The following is a 14805-nucleotide window of genomic DNA, read 5'->3' on the forward strand; positions in this document are numbered from 1 at the left end:
CCACCCCTCTATATACTAGTGGCCTGTGTGCCCCTTTGATTCGCCGATCCAGGCGTCCTGCTTGCGCCTCCTCTCCGGATCGCTTTTTGCGGAATCCATTCAATGAGCCAACAGTTTCAACACGATGTCCTGGTGATCGGCAGCGGTGCCGCCGGCTTGAGCCTGGCGCTGACCCTCCCCGGCCATCTGCGCATTGCCGTCCTGAGCAAGGGCGACCTGGCCAACGGTTCGACATTCTGGGCGCAAGGCGGTGTTGCTGCCGTGCTGGACGACACCGACACCGTCCAATCCCATGTCGAAGACACCCTCAATGCCGGCGGCGGCCTATGCAATGAAGAAGCGGTGCGCTTCACGGTCGAGCATAGCCGCGAAGCCATTCAATGGTTGATCGACCAGGGGGTGCCCTTCACGCGCGATGAGCATGCAGGCAACGACGACGGTGGATTCGAGTTCCACCTGACCCGTGAAGGCGGCCACAGCCACCGCCGCATCATCCACGCCGCCGACGCCACCGGCGCCGCCATCTTCAGGACGCTGCTCGATCAGGCCCGCCAACGGCCCAATATCGAATTGCTGGAGCAGCGCGTCGCCGTCGACCTGATTACCGAAAAACGCCTGGGCCTTGCCGGCGAGCGCTGCCTCGGCGCCTATGTGCTGAACCGCGCCAGCGGTGAAGTCGACACCTATGGCGCACGCTTCACCATCCTTGCCTCGGGCGGCGCAGCCAAGGTCTACCTCTATACCAGCAACCCTGACGGCGCCTGCGGCGACGGTATCGCCATGGCCTGGCGCTCGGGCTGCCGAGTGGCGAACCTGGAATTCAACCAGTTCCACCCCACGTGCCTGTATCACCCCCAGGCCAAGAGTTTCCTGATCACCGAGGCTTTGCGCGGCGAAGGTGCGCACTTGAAGCTGCCCAATGGCGAACGCTTCATGCAGCGCTTCGACCCACGCGCCGAACTGGCGCCGCGCGACATCGTCGCCCGCGCCATTGACCATGAAATGAAGCGCCTGGGTATCGACTGCGTCTACCTGGACATCAGCCACAAACCGGAGGCCTTCATCAAGACGCACTTTCCCACCGTCTATGAACGTTGCCTGACCTTCAACATCGACATCACCAAAGGCCCGATCCCGGTGGTGCCTGCCGCGCATTACACCTGCGGCGGCGTGATGGTCGACCAACACGGCCGCACCGACGTGCCCGGCCTGTACGCCATCGGCGAAACCAGCTTCACCGGCCTGCACGGCGCCAACCGCATGGCCAGCAACTCGCTGCTCGAATGCTTCGTGTACGCGCGCTCGGCAGCGGCGGACATCCTTGAACAACTGCCGCGCATCCCGGTACCGGCCGCCCTGCCCCGCTGGGATGCCAGTCAGGTGACGGATTCGGACGAGGACGTGATCATCGCGCACAACTGGGACGAGCTGCGGCGCTTCATGTGGGACTACGTGGGGATCGTGCGCACCAACAAGCGCCTGCAACGGGCACAGCACCGGGTGCGTTTGCTGCTGGATGAAATCGACGAGTTCTACAGCAACTATAAAGTCAGTCGCGACCTGATCGAACTGCGCAACCTGGCTCAAGTCGCCGAGCTGATGATTCGCTCGGCCATGGAGCGCAAGGAAAGCCGGGGCCTGCATTACACCCTGGACTACCCGCAGATGCTGCCCGAGGCCCGCGACACTATTCTGGTGCCAGCCACCTACGGCGACTGAACTTCAAGCGTACGCGCAGGCGCCGGTGCACATCGGCGCTCTGCGAGTCGCGAGGCACACAAAGGGAGCGCACCCACCGCTCACCCTGCACGCGATAACGCAGCACCACCACCAGCGGCAGCGCCAGGCTGTCGGGCCGCAGTTGCACGCTGTGCCAGCCGCGCTCGGCGCTGAACAATTGCCAGCCCTCTTCATCGCGGCGCAGGCCGCGAATCGACGAGCGATGAGTCAGCAGGATATGTCGCGGCAACACCCACGCGGCGTGGGCCAGGCACACCAGCAGGCCAAGGGAGGCAAAAGGCAGGTCGACCACCAGGCAGGCACCCAGCGCGAGCAGCTGGGCAAGCAGATACGCCGCCAGCAACAGCCGTGAGGCCTGCCAGCGGCATTCAAAACGGTTACTTGGGCTGGACACGGTCCAGGATCATCCGAACCATGCGCTGCAGCTCCGGATCTTCCGATTCGGCGCGCTCCATGAACCAGCCGAACATGTCCTGGTCCTCGCATTCCAGCAATCGGACGTAAAGGTCGCGATCCACCTGGTTGAGCGTTGCATAGACTTCTTTGGTGAAAGGCACCAGCAACACGTCCAATTCCAGCATGCCACGACGGCTGTGCCAGTAGAGGCGATTGATTTCTACATCTTCGACCATGGAACGCTCCTCAAATAGAGCGCAAGTATACAGGCCCGACGGCACCGGACCAGTCGGCTTTGGTCGCGCCCCATGGAAACTATGCATTTGCCGGGCGCCCCTCTATGATGCACCCATGACTTTTTAACCTGCGATGACCCATGGCCGACTCTGCTTTCTTCTGCTCCCTGACCCACGAAGGCGTTCTTGCCGTCCGCGGTGCTGACGCTGCCAAGTTCCTGCAGGGCCAGTTGACCTGCAACCTCAATTACCTGAGTGACACCCAGGCCAGCCTGGGTGCGCGCTGCACGCAAAAAGGCCGGATGCAATCCAGTTTTCGCATCCTGTTACAAGGTGACGGCGTGCTCCTGGCCATGGCCAGCGAACTGCTCGAACCGCAACTGGCGGACCTGAAAAAATACGCGGTGTTCTCCAAATCCAAACTCACCGATGAAAGCGCCGCGTGGGTGCGTTTTGGCCTGGCGCATGCCGATCAAGCCTTATCCGCCCTTGGCCTGACGTTACCGGTCGAGACCGACAGCGTGGTGCGCAGCGAGACGCTGATCGCCATCCGTGTATCGCCGGGCCGCGCGGAACTCTGGGCACCCGCCGAACACACCGAGAGCCTGCTCAGCCAATTGGCGGCCACCCTGCCGCAAGCCGAGCTGAACGAATGGCTGCTGGGCCAGATTCGCGCCGGCATCGGCCAGGTGATGCCGCAGACCCGCGAACTGTTCATCCCGCAGATGCTCAATCTGCAAGCCGTGGGCGGGGTCAGCTTTAAGAAAGGCTGCTATACCGGCCAGGAAATCGTCGCGCGCATGCAGTACCTCGGCAAACTCAAGCGCCGCCTGTACCGCCTGAGCATGGTTGCAGCCCAATTGCCCGAGCCAGGCACCGCACTGTTTGCCCCCAGCCATAACAGTTCGATTGGCGAAGTGGTCATCGCGGCAAAAGCCGACCAGTCAATTGAACTTCTTGCCGTGCTGCAAGCCGAAGCTGCCGACAATGGCGACATCCGTTTAGGCAGCCTGGAAGGCCCCGGCCTGCAGTTGCTCGACCTGCCCTACGCGCTGGATCGCGATCGCGAGATCCAGCGTTGATCGCTGCACCTTTTTTTGCGACACCCTAGAGAGCATGAATGAACCAGCTGGCGGAAAAAGTCCAACAGGCTTTGGTGAAGGCCATCGACAACGATGACCTGGTTCTGCCGACATTACCGGAGGTGGCCATGAAGATTCGTCAGGCCGCCGAAGACCCGGAGATCAGCATCAGCCACTTGAGCAAGGTGATCGGTCGTGATACGGCCCTGTCGGCGCGCCTGATCAAAGTGGTCAACAGCCCGTTGCTGAGGGCGACTCAGGAAGTCACCGACCTGCACACCGCCATCACGCGGCTCGGCACCAATTACAGCAGCAACCTGGCCATCGGCCTGGTCATGGAACAGATCTTCCACGCCCGCTCCGAGGTGGTGGAACAGAAAATGCGCGATGTGTGGCGCCGCAGCCTTGAAGTAGCCGGCGTCAGCTATGCCTTGTGTCGCCGGCACAGCCAGCTCAAGCCGGACCAGGCGGCCCTGGGAGGCCTGGTGCACCAGATTGGCGTGCTGCCGATCCTCACCTACGCCGAAGACCATTACGAGTTGCTGTCCGATCCGGTCAGCCTTAACCACGTGATCGACAGCATCCATCCGATACTGGGCGACAAGTTGCTCAGTGGCTGGGACTTCCCGGAAATGCTGGCAAAACTGCCGGGCCAGTACCTGAACCTGGAACGCGACAGCGGCCCGCTCGATTACATCGACCTGGTGCAGGTCGCCGTGCTGTTCTGTCACCACAACACGGAACACCCATTGGCGAAAGTCGACATGGCGAGCGTGCCGGCGATGAAAAAACTGCGGCTCGACCCCTCCAGCGAGAAACTGCACCTTGAGCTGCATGAAGCACGTTCGATGTTTTATTGATCGCCGGCAATAAAGCTCACTCGCACTTTCAAGCCCGCCGACGCGCCATCATGCAGGCTGATCTGCGCCAGATGCGCACGGCAGATCTCGCCGACAATCGCCAGCCCCAGGCCGGACCCCATCCCCTGCTGACTGCGTCGATAAAATCGCTCGAACACCCGATCCCGCTCCTCCAGCGGGATACCCGGGCCATCGTCCTCGACTTCCAGCACCGCCGGCGCCGTCACCCGTAAAATCACATTGCCACCCGGTGGGGTGTGGGCCAATGCGTTGTCCACCAGGTTGCTCAGCAACTCGTTGAGCAGCGTCGGTTCGCCACGCAGCCACACCGGTTCGTCCGCCTCCAGCGCCAGGGCAACGCCACGCGCATGGGCCAGCGGCGCCATGGCCATGCCCAGCTCCCGCGCCAGTTGACTGAGGTCGAGCAACTGCGCGCCGCCTTCGGCAATGGCCCGGGCACCGTTTTCGATGCGGGCCAGGGACAACAACTGATTAGCCAGGTGAGTGAGACGGTCGGTGCCCTGGGCGGCGGTTTCCAGGGTGCTGCGCCACGTGGCCGGTTCTTCGGCGCGCAGGCCGAGTTCCAGGCGGGCCTTGAGCGCGGCCAGCGGCGTGCGCAACTCGTGGGCGGCGTCGGCAATAAACTGCGCCTGGCGTTCGAACTGGCCGCGCAGGCGTTCGGTGAAATGATTGAGGGAGCGCACCAGCGGGCCGAACTCATCCTGCACCTCCACCAGCGGCAAGGGCCGCAGGTCGTCGGGCTGGCGCTCTTCCACCGCCGTGCGCAGGCGCTCCAACGGGCGCAAGGCCGCGCTGACGGCAAACCACACCAGCAGCAACGCACCAATGGCTAGCATGCCCAGGCGCAACAAAGTGTCGGCCATCAGGCTGCGCGCCATGGCGACACGGGCTTCGTCGGTCTCCGCCACACGCACCTCCGCCATGCCGTTCATGTTCGGCTCGGAGACAGCCTTGAGCAGGCTCACCACGCGCACCGGCTGGCCCTGATACACAGCGTCGTAGAACCGCGCCAGGGCCGGGTAATCGTCGGTACGCGGGGTGCCGGGTGGCGGCCCGGGCAGGTTTTCATAACCGGAAATCAGCTGCTGGTGGATGTCGTTGACCTGGTAATAAATACGCCCGGCACTGTCGTAGGCGAAGGTATCCAGGGCCACATAAGGCACATTGGCGCTGAGCGTGCCGTCCACCTGGGTCAAGCCGGCGGCAATGGTGCGCGCCGAGGCCAGCAGCGTGCGGTCGTAGGCGGTGTCGGCGGCTTCGCGACCGTTCCAGTAGGCGCTCATGCCGCTGGCGAGCATCAGCAGCACCAGCAACAGCGCCAGGTTCCACAGCAGGCGCCAGCGCAGGCTGCGGGGCTTATGCATCGCGGGCTTCCAGCAGGTAGCCGAGACCACGGAAGGTGACAATGGCGATGGGCTGGCCATCGAGCTTCTTGCGCAGGCGGTGCACGTAGATCTCGATGGCGTCGGGGCTGGCTTCTTCGTCGAGACCGAACACCTGGGAGGCCAGTTGCTCCTTGCTCATCACCCGACCAGGCCGGGCAATGAGCGCCTCAAGCACGGCTTGCTCACGAGAGGTCAGGGTCATCAATTCACCACCGACCGTGAAGCGCCGCGTATCGAGGTCGTACACCAGCACGCCGCACGCCTGCTGGCGCTCGCCGCCCAACACGCTGCGCCGCAGCAGCGCCTTGACCCGCGCTTCGAGTTCCGTCAGCTCAAACGGTTTGGCCAGGTAATCGTCGGCGCCCAGGTTCAAGCCATGCACGCGGTCCTTTACATCGCTGCGGGCCGTCAGCATCAACACCGGCACATTTTTTCCACGGGCGCGCAAGCGTGCCAGCACTTCGAAACCGCCCATGCGCGGCAGCCCCACATCGAGGATCACCGCGGCGTATTCCTCACTGCTCAGGGCCAGGTCCGCGGCCACGCCATCGTGCAGTACGTCGACGGTCAACCCCGTGCTCTTGAGCGCCTGGGCGACACTTTCGGCAAGTTGCAAATGGTCTTCAACCAGGAGGACGCGCATGGATTTCTACCTTATTCGGGGTGGTCGGCGCCACGCTTTGCGAGGCAGTTTACAGGCGCCGACTGCCCTGTGAAGCCCGAAAACCGTGAAAGGCAGTTGAAAGGATACTGAAAGCTTCGCCGGTTAGCATCGGGCTACGGCAGGTTAAGCCTGCCAAGCTATTGAGCGATAGCACCCGAAAAACGCCTCGAAGCGTTTTCGCCAAATAAGAACAATAAATGGAGACACACATGACGTTCCCCCTACGTAAGCTCGCCCTCGCCGCCGGCTGCATGCTGTTTGCCGGCCACCTGCTGGCCGCCGATGAACCCAAGCGCCCTGAATGCATCGCCCCGGCCTCCCCTGGCGGTGGTTTCGACCTGACCTGCAAACTGGCGCAAAGCGCGCTGGTCAACCAGAAGCTCTTGAGCAAGCCAATGCGTGTGACCTACATGCCAGGCGGCGTGGGCGCCGTGGCCTACAACGCGGTGGTTGCCCAGCGCCCTGCGGATGCCGGCACCCTGGTGGCCTGGTCCAGCGGTTCGTTGCTGAACCTGGCCCAGGGCAAGTTCGGTCGTTTCGATGAAAGCGCCGTGCGCTGGCTCGCAGCAGTGGGTACCAGCTACGGGGCTATCGCGGTGAAAAGTGATTCGCCCTACAAGTCTCTCGACGATCTCGTAAAAGCCTTGAAGAAAGATCCAGGCAGCGTGGTGATAGGTTCGGGCGGCACGGTCGGCAGCCAGGACTGGATGCAAACCGCACTGATCGCCAAGGCGGCCGGGATCAACCCGCGCGAGCTGCGTTACGTGGCACTCGAAGGCGGCGGCGAAATCGCCACCGCGTTGCTCGGTGGCCACATCCAGGTGGGCAGTACCGATATCTCCGACTCCATGCCGCACATCCTCAGCGGTGACATGCGCCTGTTGGCGGTGTTCTCCGAGCAGCGCCTGGACGAGCCGGAAATGAAAGACATCCCGACCGCCAAGGAGCAAGGCTACGACATCGTCTGGCCTGTGGTGCGCGGTTTCTACCTCGGGCCAAAAGTCAGCGATGCCGACTACGCCTGGTGGAAAGAGGCGTTCGACAAACTGCTGGCCTCCGACGAGTTCGCCAAGCTGCGTGACCAGCGCGAGCTGTTCCCCTTCGCCATGACCGGCCCGGAGCTGGACACCTACGTGAAGAAACAGGTGGCTGACTACAAAGTGCTGGCCAAAGAGTTCGGCCTGATCCAGTAAACGCCCCCTCTTTTGTGTAATGCCCCTGTAGGAGCGAGCTTGCTCGCGAAGAACCCAAGGACATCCACGTGCGTCCACACAGCACGCGTTATCGTTGACGTTTTTCGCAAGCAAGCTCGCTCCTGCAAGAGAGGCCTTGGAGTTTTCTATGCTCTTACAACGCATTTTCGCCGCCGTGCTGTTGCTGGCCTGCGCCGGCCTCGCCCTGATGGCCTGGCCGTATCAGGCGGCGTTTTCCTACGAGCCGGTCGGGCCGCGCGCCTACCCGCTGCTGATGCTCGGGCTGATGAGCCTGGCGCTGATCTACATGCTGTTTCGCCCGCAGCCCACCAAGCACACCGAAGAAGACCCGGCGCTGGACCGCGACACCCTGATCAAGATAGGCATTTGCGTGGTGCTGTTGCTCGTGTTCGCCGCCACCTTCGAATCCCTGGGTTTCATCCTCAGCAGCATGTTGATCGGCATCCCGATGGCACGCCTGTATGGCGGCCGCTGGATGCCCAGCGTGGTGATCGTTGGCCTCATGGCTATCGGCCTGTACCTGCTGTTCGATAAAGCCATGGATGTGCCGCTGCCCCTCGGCCTGCTCGACGTTCTGGAGAACTGATATGGATACTTTTGGCTATTTGGGCCAGGGTTTCGGCGTCGCGCTGAGCCCGTACAACCTGATCACCGCGTTGTGCGGCACGCTGATCGGCACCGTGGTCGGTCTGTTGCCGGGCCTGGGCCCGATCAACGGCGTAGCGCTGTTGATCCCCATCGCATTCGCCCTGGGCCTGCCACCCGAGTCGGCATTGATCCTGCTCGCAGCGGTGTACCTGGGCTGCGAATACGGCGGTCGCATCAGCTCGATCCTGCTCAATATTCCGGGCGAAGCCTCCACCGTAATGACCACCCTCGACGGCTACCCGATGGCCCGTAAAGGGCTGGCCGGCGTGGCGCTGTCGTTGTCGGCCTGGAGTTCGTTCATCGGAGCCTTTATCGCCACCTGCGGCATGGTGCTCTTCGCACCGCTGCTGGCCAAATGGGCGATTGCCTTTGGTCCGGCGGAATATTTCGTACTGATGGTGTTCGCGATTGTCTGCCTGGGCGGCATGGCCGGTGACAAGCCGCTGAAGACCTTCGTAGCGGCGCTGATTGGCCTGTTCCTCTCGGCGGTGGGCATCGATGCCAACAGCGGCGTGTACCGCTTTACCGGCGACAACATCCACCTCACCGACGGGATCCAGTTTGTGGTGCTGGTGCTGGGCCTGTTCTCCATCAGCGAAATCCTGTTGCTGCTGGAAAAAACCCACCGTGGCCAGGAAGCGGTCAAGGCCACCGGGCGCATGATGTTCAACCTCAAGGAAGCCGGTGCGGTGTTCGTGGTTAACATCCGCTGCGGCTTGCTCGGGTTCATCATGGGCGTGTTGCCGGGTGCCGGTGCAACCCTGGCGTCCGCCGTGGCCTACATGACCGAAAAACGCCTGGCCGGTGCCAGCGGCAAATTCGGCCAGGGCGACATGCGTGGCCTGGCCGCTCCGGAAACCGCGATCGGCGCCTCCGCCTGCGGCGCACTGGTGCCGATGCTGACCCTGGGCGTTCCCGGCTCGGGCACCACGGCCGTGATGATCGGCGCCCTGTCGCTGTACAACATCACGCCCGGCCCGCTGCTGTTCCAACAGCAACCGGACATTGTCTGGGGCCTGATCGCGTCGTTGTTTATCGCCAACATCATGCTGGTGATCCTCAACATCCCGATGATCCGCATCTTCACCCGAATCCTCGCCGTGCCGAACTGGGCGCTGGTACCGGTGATCGCCATCATTACCGCGATCGGTGTGTACGCGGTTCACGCCACCACGTTCGACCTGTTCCTGATGGTCGGGATCGGCATCTTCGGCTACATCCTGCGCAAGCTGGACTTCCCGCTGTCGCCGGTATTGCTCGGCTTTATCCTCGGCGGTCTGATGGAACAGAACCTGCGCCGGGCGCTGTCGATCTCCAACGGTGCACTGGAAATCCTCTGGTCGAGCCCGATCACCTTTGGCGTGTGGGTACTGACCGCACTGATGCTGATGTTCCCGCTGGTGCGCATCTACCGCAAACGCGCCCTGCAGCGTCGTGCCGTGGCCGATGTCTGAGGTCACCTTCAAACATTGGTGGGGCACACCGCTGGTCGGCCTGGCCGGCGGTTACCTGGCCAGCCTCGTCGGCTGGCCTTTGCCCTACATGGTCGGCTCGTTGCTGGCGATCATCCTGGTGCGTTGCCTGACGCCGTGGCAGTTGGCGGAAATCCCCGGCGGGCGCAAATGCGGCCAATGGGTGGTGGGCATCGGCATCGGCCTGCACTTCACACCGGTGGTGATCGAGCAAGTGATGAGCCACTTCGGGCTGATCTTTTTCGGCGCGCTGGTCACCAGCCTGTCGAGTGTGGTCAGTGTGTGGCTGATGCGCCGCAGTGGCGAAGATCGCGCTACCGCGTTTTTTTCCAGCATGCCAGGCGGGTCCGGCGAGATGGTCAACCTCGGCGCACGCAACGGTGCCGTGTTGAGCCGTGTCGCGGCGGGGCAAAGCCTGCGGGTATTAGTGGTGGTGCTGTGTGTGCCGGCGATCTTCAAATACTTGCTGGGTGGGGGCGCGCCGCAGTTTCATCCGGCGCCGGTCAATTGGCTATGGCTGGCGTTGCTGTTTCCGATAGGTGCGCTGGCGGCCTGGGGCTGGCAGCGTTTGCGACAACCGAACCCTTGGCTGTTCGGCCCGTTGCTGGTCAGCGCGACGGCCAGTGTGATGTGGGATCTGCATATCGGCCTGCCCGATGGCGGCAGTCAGATCGGCCAATGGTTGATCGGCAGCGGTTTGGGCTGTCACTTCAACCGCCAGTTCTTCCGACGTGCGCCGGCGTTCATGGCGCGCACCTTGATAGGCACCGCCTTGACCATGGCACTGGCAACATTGGCGGCGATGGGCTTGAGCGCCCTGACCCATCTCGACCTGCGCTCCCTGACCCTGGGCATGATGCCCGGCGGCATTGCCGAGATGAGCCTTACGGCTGAAACCTTGCAATTGTCGGTGCCATTGGTGACAGCGATGCAGGTGATGCGTTTGTTGTTTGTGCTGTTCCTGGCGGAGCCGTTGTTCCGGTACTGGAATCGTCAGCCTTGAATAAGCAGCTTGTCGTGCTTGCCAGGCTTTGTGACCGTTCATCTGGACTGTCATTTCTCACAGCTGGGCATTCTCAACCATAAAGCGCATGAATTCCCGGGCAGGACTCATCAATAATCACGCTGCCTGCAGCCTGTGAACCCCTGGGAGTACACATGATGGAAGATCTTATTCAAAGCCCCCCTGGCGATGCCCGTGCACATGCACAAGTTGTGCAAACCATTGCAGTACCGGGCTCCCCCAATCGCCTGGTAATGAACCGCGCAGGAACACGCCTTTATGTGGCAAGCGCCACAGCATCGGGATCCCTCACCGTTCTAGATACCCAGCCACTTAGCGTCCTACAGACGATAGAAAATCTCGGTTCCCCGATATGGCTGGCAATCAACCCGGCAGGTTCGCGCATTTACGTGAGTGACAACAGCGCCGCATCGGGAAACCCGATTACCGTTATCGAAACCGTGAGTAACAGCGTCATCGCACGCATCACGGGGTTCACGACGGTTAATGGCATGGCATTGAACTCAACCGGCACCCGGCTCTATGTCGCTGATCACGGGGCTTCGGAGTTGGTAACCATTGACACCAGCGACCACCAACGCGTAACCGAAATACCTGTGCGTTACGCCAAGGAAGTGATAGTGGCGCCGCGTGACGACACTCGCGTTTACGTTGTGTCGGATTTAGCGGGCTGGAGCATCGTAGACCTTGAAAACAAGCCGATCGTCAGGCAGCTCGCCATCGCCCCAGGCAATCCTACTTCGATCGGTCACAGCCCACGCTACCCACGCATTTACATCACTCACCGCGACGCGGGCCGCTTGACTATCGGCGACGCCTTGATTCCTGAAGTCAGCAAGTACATCAGCGGCCTCAACGAGCCCTGGGGCGTAGCATTCAACCCCCTCAGCGAGATGGCCTATATCACTGAGAGGGACCAGATCAGCATTTATGACACCCGACTGGAAAGCATGGTCGGCACGATCGCAGGTTTCGGCAGTCCGCGAGGTATTGTGGTAGCTCCGGACGGCCGCAATCTGTATGTCGCTGATATTCAAAACCAATCGATATGCATGGTCAGGCTATAGCAACGCACGGGTCAAACAGGCGGCAATCGCCACTCAATCGGCGCCTCGCCGTTTTGCTCAAGAAACTTGTTGGCGCGGCTGAAATGCCCGCAACCGAGAAACCCGCGATACGCCGACAGCGGCGACGGGTGCACCGAAGTCAGCACCAGGTGCTTGGTGGCATCGATCAGCTTCTGCTTGCTCTGGGCATGGGCGCCCCACAACAGGAACACCAGGTGCGGCTGATGCTCGCTGACCACCTCGATCACCCGATCGGTAAAAAACTGCCAGCCCTTGCCGGCATGGGCGTTGGCGTTGGCGCGCTCCACGGTCAGCGTGGTGTTGAGCATCAGCACGCCCTGGTCGGCCCAGCTTTGCAGGTAGCCGTGGTAGGGGATGTCAATGTTCAGGTCACGCTTGAGTTCTTTATAGATATTGACCAACGAAGGCGGCGCCGGCACGCCCGGTTGCACCGAGAAGCACAAACCATGGGCCTGGCCGGGACCGTGATACGGGTCCTGTCCAAGAATGACCACTTTGACCTTGTCCAGCGGCGTGGAATTGAGTGCATTGAAGATCAGCGGGCCCGGCGGATAGATCTCCTTGCCTGCGGCGTGTTCCTGGCGCAGAAACTCGCGCAGTGCGCCCATGTAGGGCTTGTCGAACTCCTCGCGCAGAGCGTGTTTCCAACTGGGTTCGAGTTTGATGCGGTCGCCGTCGGTCATGATGAGGTCATCGAGTGAAAAACAATGGGCGAACCCTAGGAAAGCCGACCCCGCTTGTCAATTGATCTGACACACCCCCGGCACTTTCCCACGGAGCGATCATACTGACCCTTCACCTTCTGGATTGAGGTCACGATGAATCTGCACTTCGAAGAACTCACCGGCAACCACGGCGCCCGCATCGGCATCGCCAGCCTGGATGCGCAACAGTCGCTCAACGCCCTCTCCCTGCCGATGATCCTGGCCCTGGACGAACGCCTGGACACCTGGGCCAAGGACCCGACGATCGTCTGCGTATTGCTGCGCGGCAACGGCCCCAAGGCCTTCTGCGCAGGCGGCGAAGTGCGCAGCCTGGCGATGGCCTGCCGGGAACAACCTGGCGTCGTGCCTACCCTGGCCGCGCAATTTTTTGCCGCTGAATATCGCCTGGATTATCGCCTGCATACCTACCCGAAACCGTTGATCTGCTGGGGTCACGGTTATGTGTTGGGCGGCGGGATGGGCCTGTTGCAGAGTGCGTCCGTACGCATTGTGACCCCCAGCAGCCGTTTGGCCATGCCGGAAATCAGCATCGGCTTGTACCCGGACGTGGGCGCCAGCTGGTTTCTGTCGCGCCTGCCCGGCACGCTGGGTTTGTTCCTAGGCCTTACCGGTGCCCATATCAATGGCCGTGATGCCCTGGACCTGGGCCTGGCCGACCGTTTCCTGCGCGATGACCAGCAAGACGAATTGCTCGATGGCCTGTTGCAATTGAACTGGCAGGAACAGACCGCGATGCAGCTCAACAGTTTGCTCAAGGCCCTGGCCCAGGACGCCGTCGACCAGCTACCCGAGGCACAATGGATGCCGCGCCGGGGGCAGATCGACGAATGGCTGGATGTGGGTGACGTGGCCAGTGCGTGGCGCGCGTTGAGCCTGCTCAAGGATCACGCTGACCCACTCCTGGCCCGCGCCGGCAAGACCCTCAGTGAAGGCTGCCCGTTGACGGCGCACCTGGTGTGGGAGCAGATCCGCCGCGCCCGTCATTTGTCCCTGGCGCAAGTGTTCCAGATGGAATACACGCTGAGCCTCAATTGTTGTCGCCATCCGGAATTTGCCGAAGGCGTACGGGCAAGGCTGATCGATAAGGATCAGGCGCCTCGCTGGCATTGGCCGGATATCAATACAATTCCCGAGGCGGTGGTGCAGGCGCACTTCAACAAGGCATGGGAAGGTAGGAATCCTCTGGCAGATCTTTCCGATTACTGACAGCTTATCGCCGGTTATCCTTAACGTTGAAGGCACAGTTACCCGGTTGATTTTCCTTGCACAGATAAACCAGTTGGTCGAACGAAGTGTTTTCGCGCTCCCAATGCAAGCTGTCCGCCAACGACATGCTGCTGGCCACGTCTGACAGGCACGGACGCAATACGACAAGCTCATCGCGCTGATTGGTGTACACACATTTTTCCACCAGCCCGCTGCGTCGATCATCACCCTTCTGCGGCGCAAACACCGCGCCCGAGAAGGCATGTATGAACTCGCCGGGCTCAACCTTGGGACCTTGCCACAGCACGCCGCTGGCCTGGTACTGGAAATAACCCGTGCCCGTCTGGATCTTCGACTTGTCTGGACAGAACTGGTTGCCCTGCGCCTGGCCAGCCATACAGACGACCAGTACAAGCATGCACATCACGTGTTTGAGCATAGACGCCACCTTCGATTACCACACCGCTTTTCCCCCAGTGAAATGTATCTGCGGCCTCAAAGCTAGCTGTTAATTCTGACAGTACCGACAAACGGCGGGCAAAAAAAAGCGGCGCATCATGCGCCGCTTCGTTCAAAACCTTTTGTCAGCGGTGACCTCCGCGCCCACCGCCGTGATCGCCACCACGCCCGTGCCCACCGTTGCCCCACCGATTGTCTCCCCATCCCTGGTTTGGATACGGCCGATAGGCAGACCTTGGGTAGTAACGTGGCGCAGGTTGGTAATAACGCGGCGCCGAATAATAACGGGGAGCCGGATAGTAGCGTGGCGCGGGTGTGTAGTAGCTGCGCCCGTAGTAACGAGGACCGCCGTAATAATAGGCGGGTGCCGGTGCGGTGTAGACCTCGGAGCGGTAGTAAGTGGTACCTCCATCGTAATAGGGCACGCAAGCTGACAGGGTCAGGCCGAGTAATGCAGTGAGCAGCAGTCGTCGATACATGGCGGCCTCCTGGACCGCGGAAGAGCACCTCCAGCGACGCTGGAGGGCGTCATTCAGATTTACTTGAATGACAGAACGTATGACATCAAAAGCAGAATCTGGTGCG

The 14805-nt window shown here is 61.6% G+C and carries 16 protein-coding genes; 9 read left to right on the forward strand and 7 right to left on the reverse strand.

Going from position 1 to position 14805, the window contains the following annotated elements:
* Positions 1-102 precede the first annotated feature (102 nt).
* Positions 103-1719: an L-aspartate oxidase gene (nadB, locus tag BFP90_RS19365; RefSeq protein ID WP_065897733.1), complete on the forward strand. Its 1617-nt coding sequence runs from the start codon at positions 103-105 to the stop codon at positions 1717-1719.
* Here the strand turns inward: nadB and BFP90_RS19370 are convergent.
* Positions 1688-2134, reverse strand: a complete 447-nt coding sequence (locus BFP90_RS19370; RefSeq protein WP_065893470.1) for a protein YgfX — start codon at positions 2132-2134, stop codon at positions 1688-1690. The two genes, nadB and BFP90_RS19370, sit on opposite strands and share 32 nt — an antisense overlap.
* Entirely contained in the window at positions 2118-2372 is a 255-nt protein-coding gene (locus tag BFP90_RS19375; RefSeq protein ID WP_003189444.1) for an FAD assembly factor SdhE, read from the reverse strand. The genes BFP90_RS19370 and BFP90_RS19375 overlap by 17 nt, the downstream gene beginning before the upstream one ends.
* A 140-nt stretch (positions 2373-2512) precedes the next feature.
* On the opposite strand from BFP90_RS19375, the gene BFP90_RS19380 reads away from it, so the two are divergent.
* Both BFP90_RS19380 and BFP90_RS19385 read left to right on the forward strand, forming a co-directional pair.
* Positions 2513-3454, forward strand: coding sequence for a CAF17-like 4Fe-4S cluster assembly/insertion protein YgfZ (locus BFP90_RS19380; protein WP_065897734.1), 942 nt, complete (start codon positions 2513-2515; stop codon positions 3452-3454).
* Between the two features lie 38 nt (positions 3455-3492).
* Positions 3493-4314, forward strand: coding sequence for an HDOD domain-containing protein (locus BFP90_RS19385; RefSeq protein ID WP_065897735.1), 822 nt, complete (start codon positions 3493-3495; stop codon positions 4312-4314).
* On the opposite strand, the gene BFP90_RS19390 is transcribed toward BFP90_RS19385, so the two are convergent.
* Both BFP90_RS19390 and BFP90_RS19395 read right to left on the reverse strand, forming a co-directional pair.
* Entirely contained in the window at positions 4308-5699 is a 1392-nt protein-coding gene (locus tag BFP90_RS19390; protein ID WP_065897736.1) for a sensor histidine kinase, read from the reverse strand. The two genes, BFP90_RS19385 and BFP90_RS19390, sit on opposite strands and share 7 nt — an antisense overlap.
* Positions 5692-6363 carry a response regulator gene (locus BFP90_RS19395; protein WP_065897737.1) on the reverse strand — a complete coding sequence of 224 codons (672 nt, stop codon included), beginning with the start codon at positions 6361-6363 and terminating at the stop codon, positions 5692-5694. Before BFP90_RS19395 ends, BFP90_RS19390 begins: the two co-directional genes overlap by 8 nt.
* A 230-nt stretch (positions 6364-6593) precedes the next feature.
* Here BFP90_RS19395 and BFP90_RS19400 point away from each other — a divergent pair, with 230 nt between their 5' ends.
* The 5 genes from BFP90_RS19400 to BFP90_RS19420 all read left to right on the forward strand — a co-directional run bounded on the left by BFP90_RS19400 (position 6594) and on the right by BFP90_RS19420 (position 11809).
* The gene (locus BFP90_RS19400) at positions 6594-7577 is read left to right on the forward strand and encodes a Bug family tripartite tricarboxylate transporter substrate binding protein (RefSeq protein ID WP_065897738.1); all 984 of its coding nucleotides are present in this window, start codon (positions 6594-6596) and stop codon (positions 7575-7577) included.
* Positions 7578-7725: 148 nt separating this feature from the next.
* Positions 7726-8184 (forward strand): tripartite tricarboxylate transporter TctB family protein, encoded by a 459-nt coding sequence (locus tag BFP90_RS19405; protein WP_065893465.1) that lies wholly within the window; start codon positions 7726-7728, stop codon positions 8182-8184.
* Position 8185: 1 nt separating this feature from the next.
* Positions 8186-9700, forward strand: a complete 1515-nt coding sequence (locus BFP90_RS19410) for a tripartite tricarboxylate transporter permease (protein WP_065886225.1) — start codon at positions 8186-8188, stop codon at positions 9698-9700.
* Positions 9693-10721 carry an AbrB family transcriptional regulator gene (locus BFP90_RS19415; protein WP_065893613.1) on the forward strand — a complete coding sequence of 343 codons (1029 nt, stop codon included), beginning with the start codon at positions 9693-9695 and terminating at the stop codon, positions 10719-10721. Before BFP90_RS19410 ends, BFP90_RS19415 begins: the two co-directional genes overlap by 8 nt.
* Before the next feature lie 155 nt (positions 10722-10876).
* Positions 10877-11809: a YncE family protein gene (locus tag BFP90_RS19420; protein ID WP_128875681.1), complete on the forward strand. Its 933-nt coding sequence runs from the start codon at positions 10877-10879 to the stop codon at positions 11807-11809.
* An 11-nt stretch (positions 11810-11820) separates the two neighbouring features.
* Here the strand turns inward: BFP90_RS19420 and ung are convergent, their stop codons facing one another.
* Complete coding sequence (ung, locus tag BFP90_RS19425; protein ID WP_065897739.1) at positions 11821-12513, reverse strand: uracil-DNA glycosylase; 693 nt, start codon at positions 12511-12513, stop codon at positions 11821-11823.
* 135 nt (positions 12514-12648) lie between these two features.
* Here ung and BFP90_RS19430 point away from each other — a divergent pair, with 135 nt between their 5' ends.
* Positions 12649-13761 carry an enoyl-CoA hydratase/isomerase family protein gene (locus tag BFP90_RS19430; protein WP_065893462.1) on the forward strand — a complete coding sequence of 371 codons (1113 nt, stop codon included), beginning with the start codon at positions 12649-12651 and terminating at the stop codon, positions 13759-13761.
* 4 nt (positions 13762-13765) lie between these two features.
* Here the strand turns inward: BFP90_RS19430 and BFP90_RS19435 are convergent, their stop codons facing one another.
* Both BFP90_RS19435 and BFP90_RS27630 read right to left on the reverse strand, forming a co-directional pair.
* On the reverse strand, positions 13766-14200 hold the full coding sequence (locus BFP90_RS19435; protein WP_065893461.1) for a DUF3757 domain-containing protein: 435 nt from the start codon (positions 14198-14200) through the stop codon (positions 13766-13768).
* 145 nt (positions 14201-14345) lie between these two features.
* Positions 14346-14699, reverse strand: coding sequence for a hypothetical protein (locus tag BFP90_RS27630; RefSeq protein ID WP_082632001.1), 354 nt, complete (start codon positions 14697-14699; stop codon positions 14346-14348).
* Positions 14700-14805 lie beyond the last annotated feature (106 nt).

This window comes from Pseudomonas sp. 24 E 13 (assembly GCF_900004715.1).
Classification (GTDB): Bacteria; Pseudomonadota; Gammaproteobacteria; order Pseudomonadales; family Pseudomonadaceae; genus Aquipseudomonas; species Aquipseudomonas orientalis_A.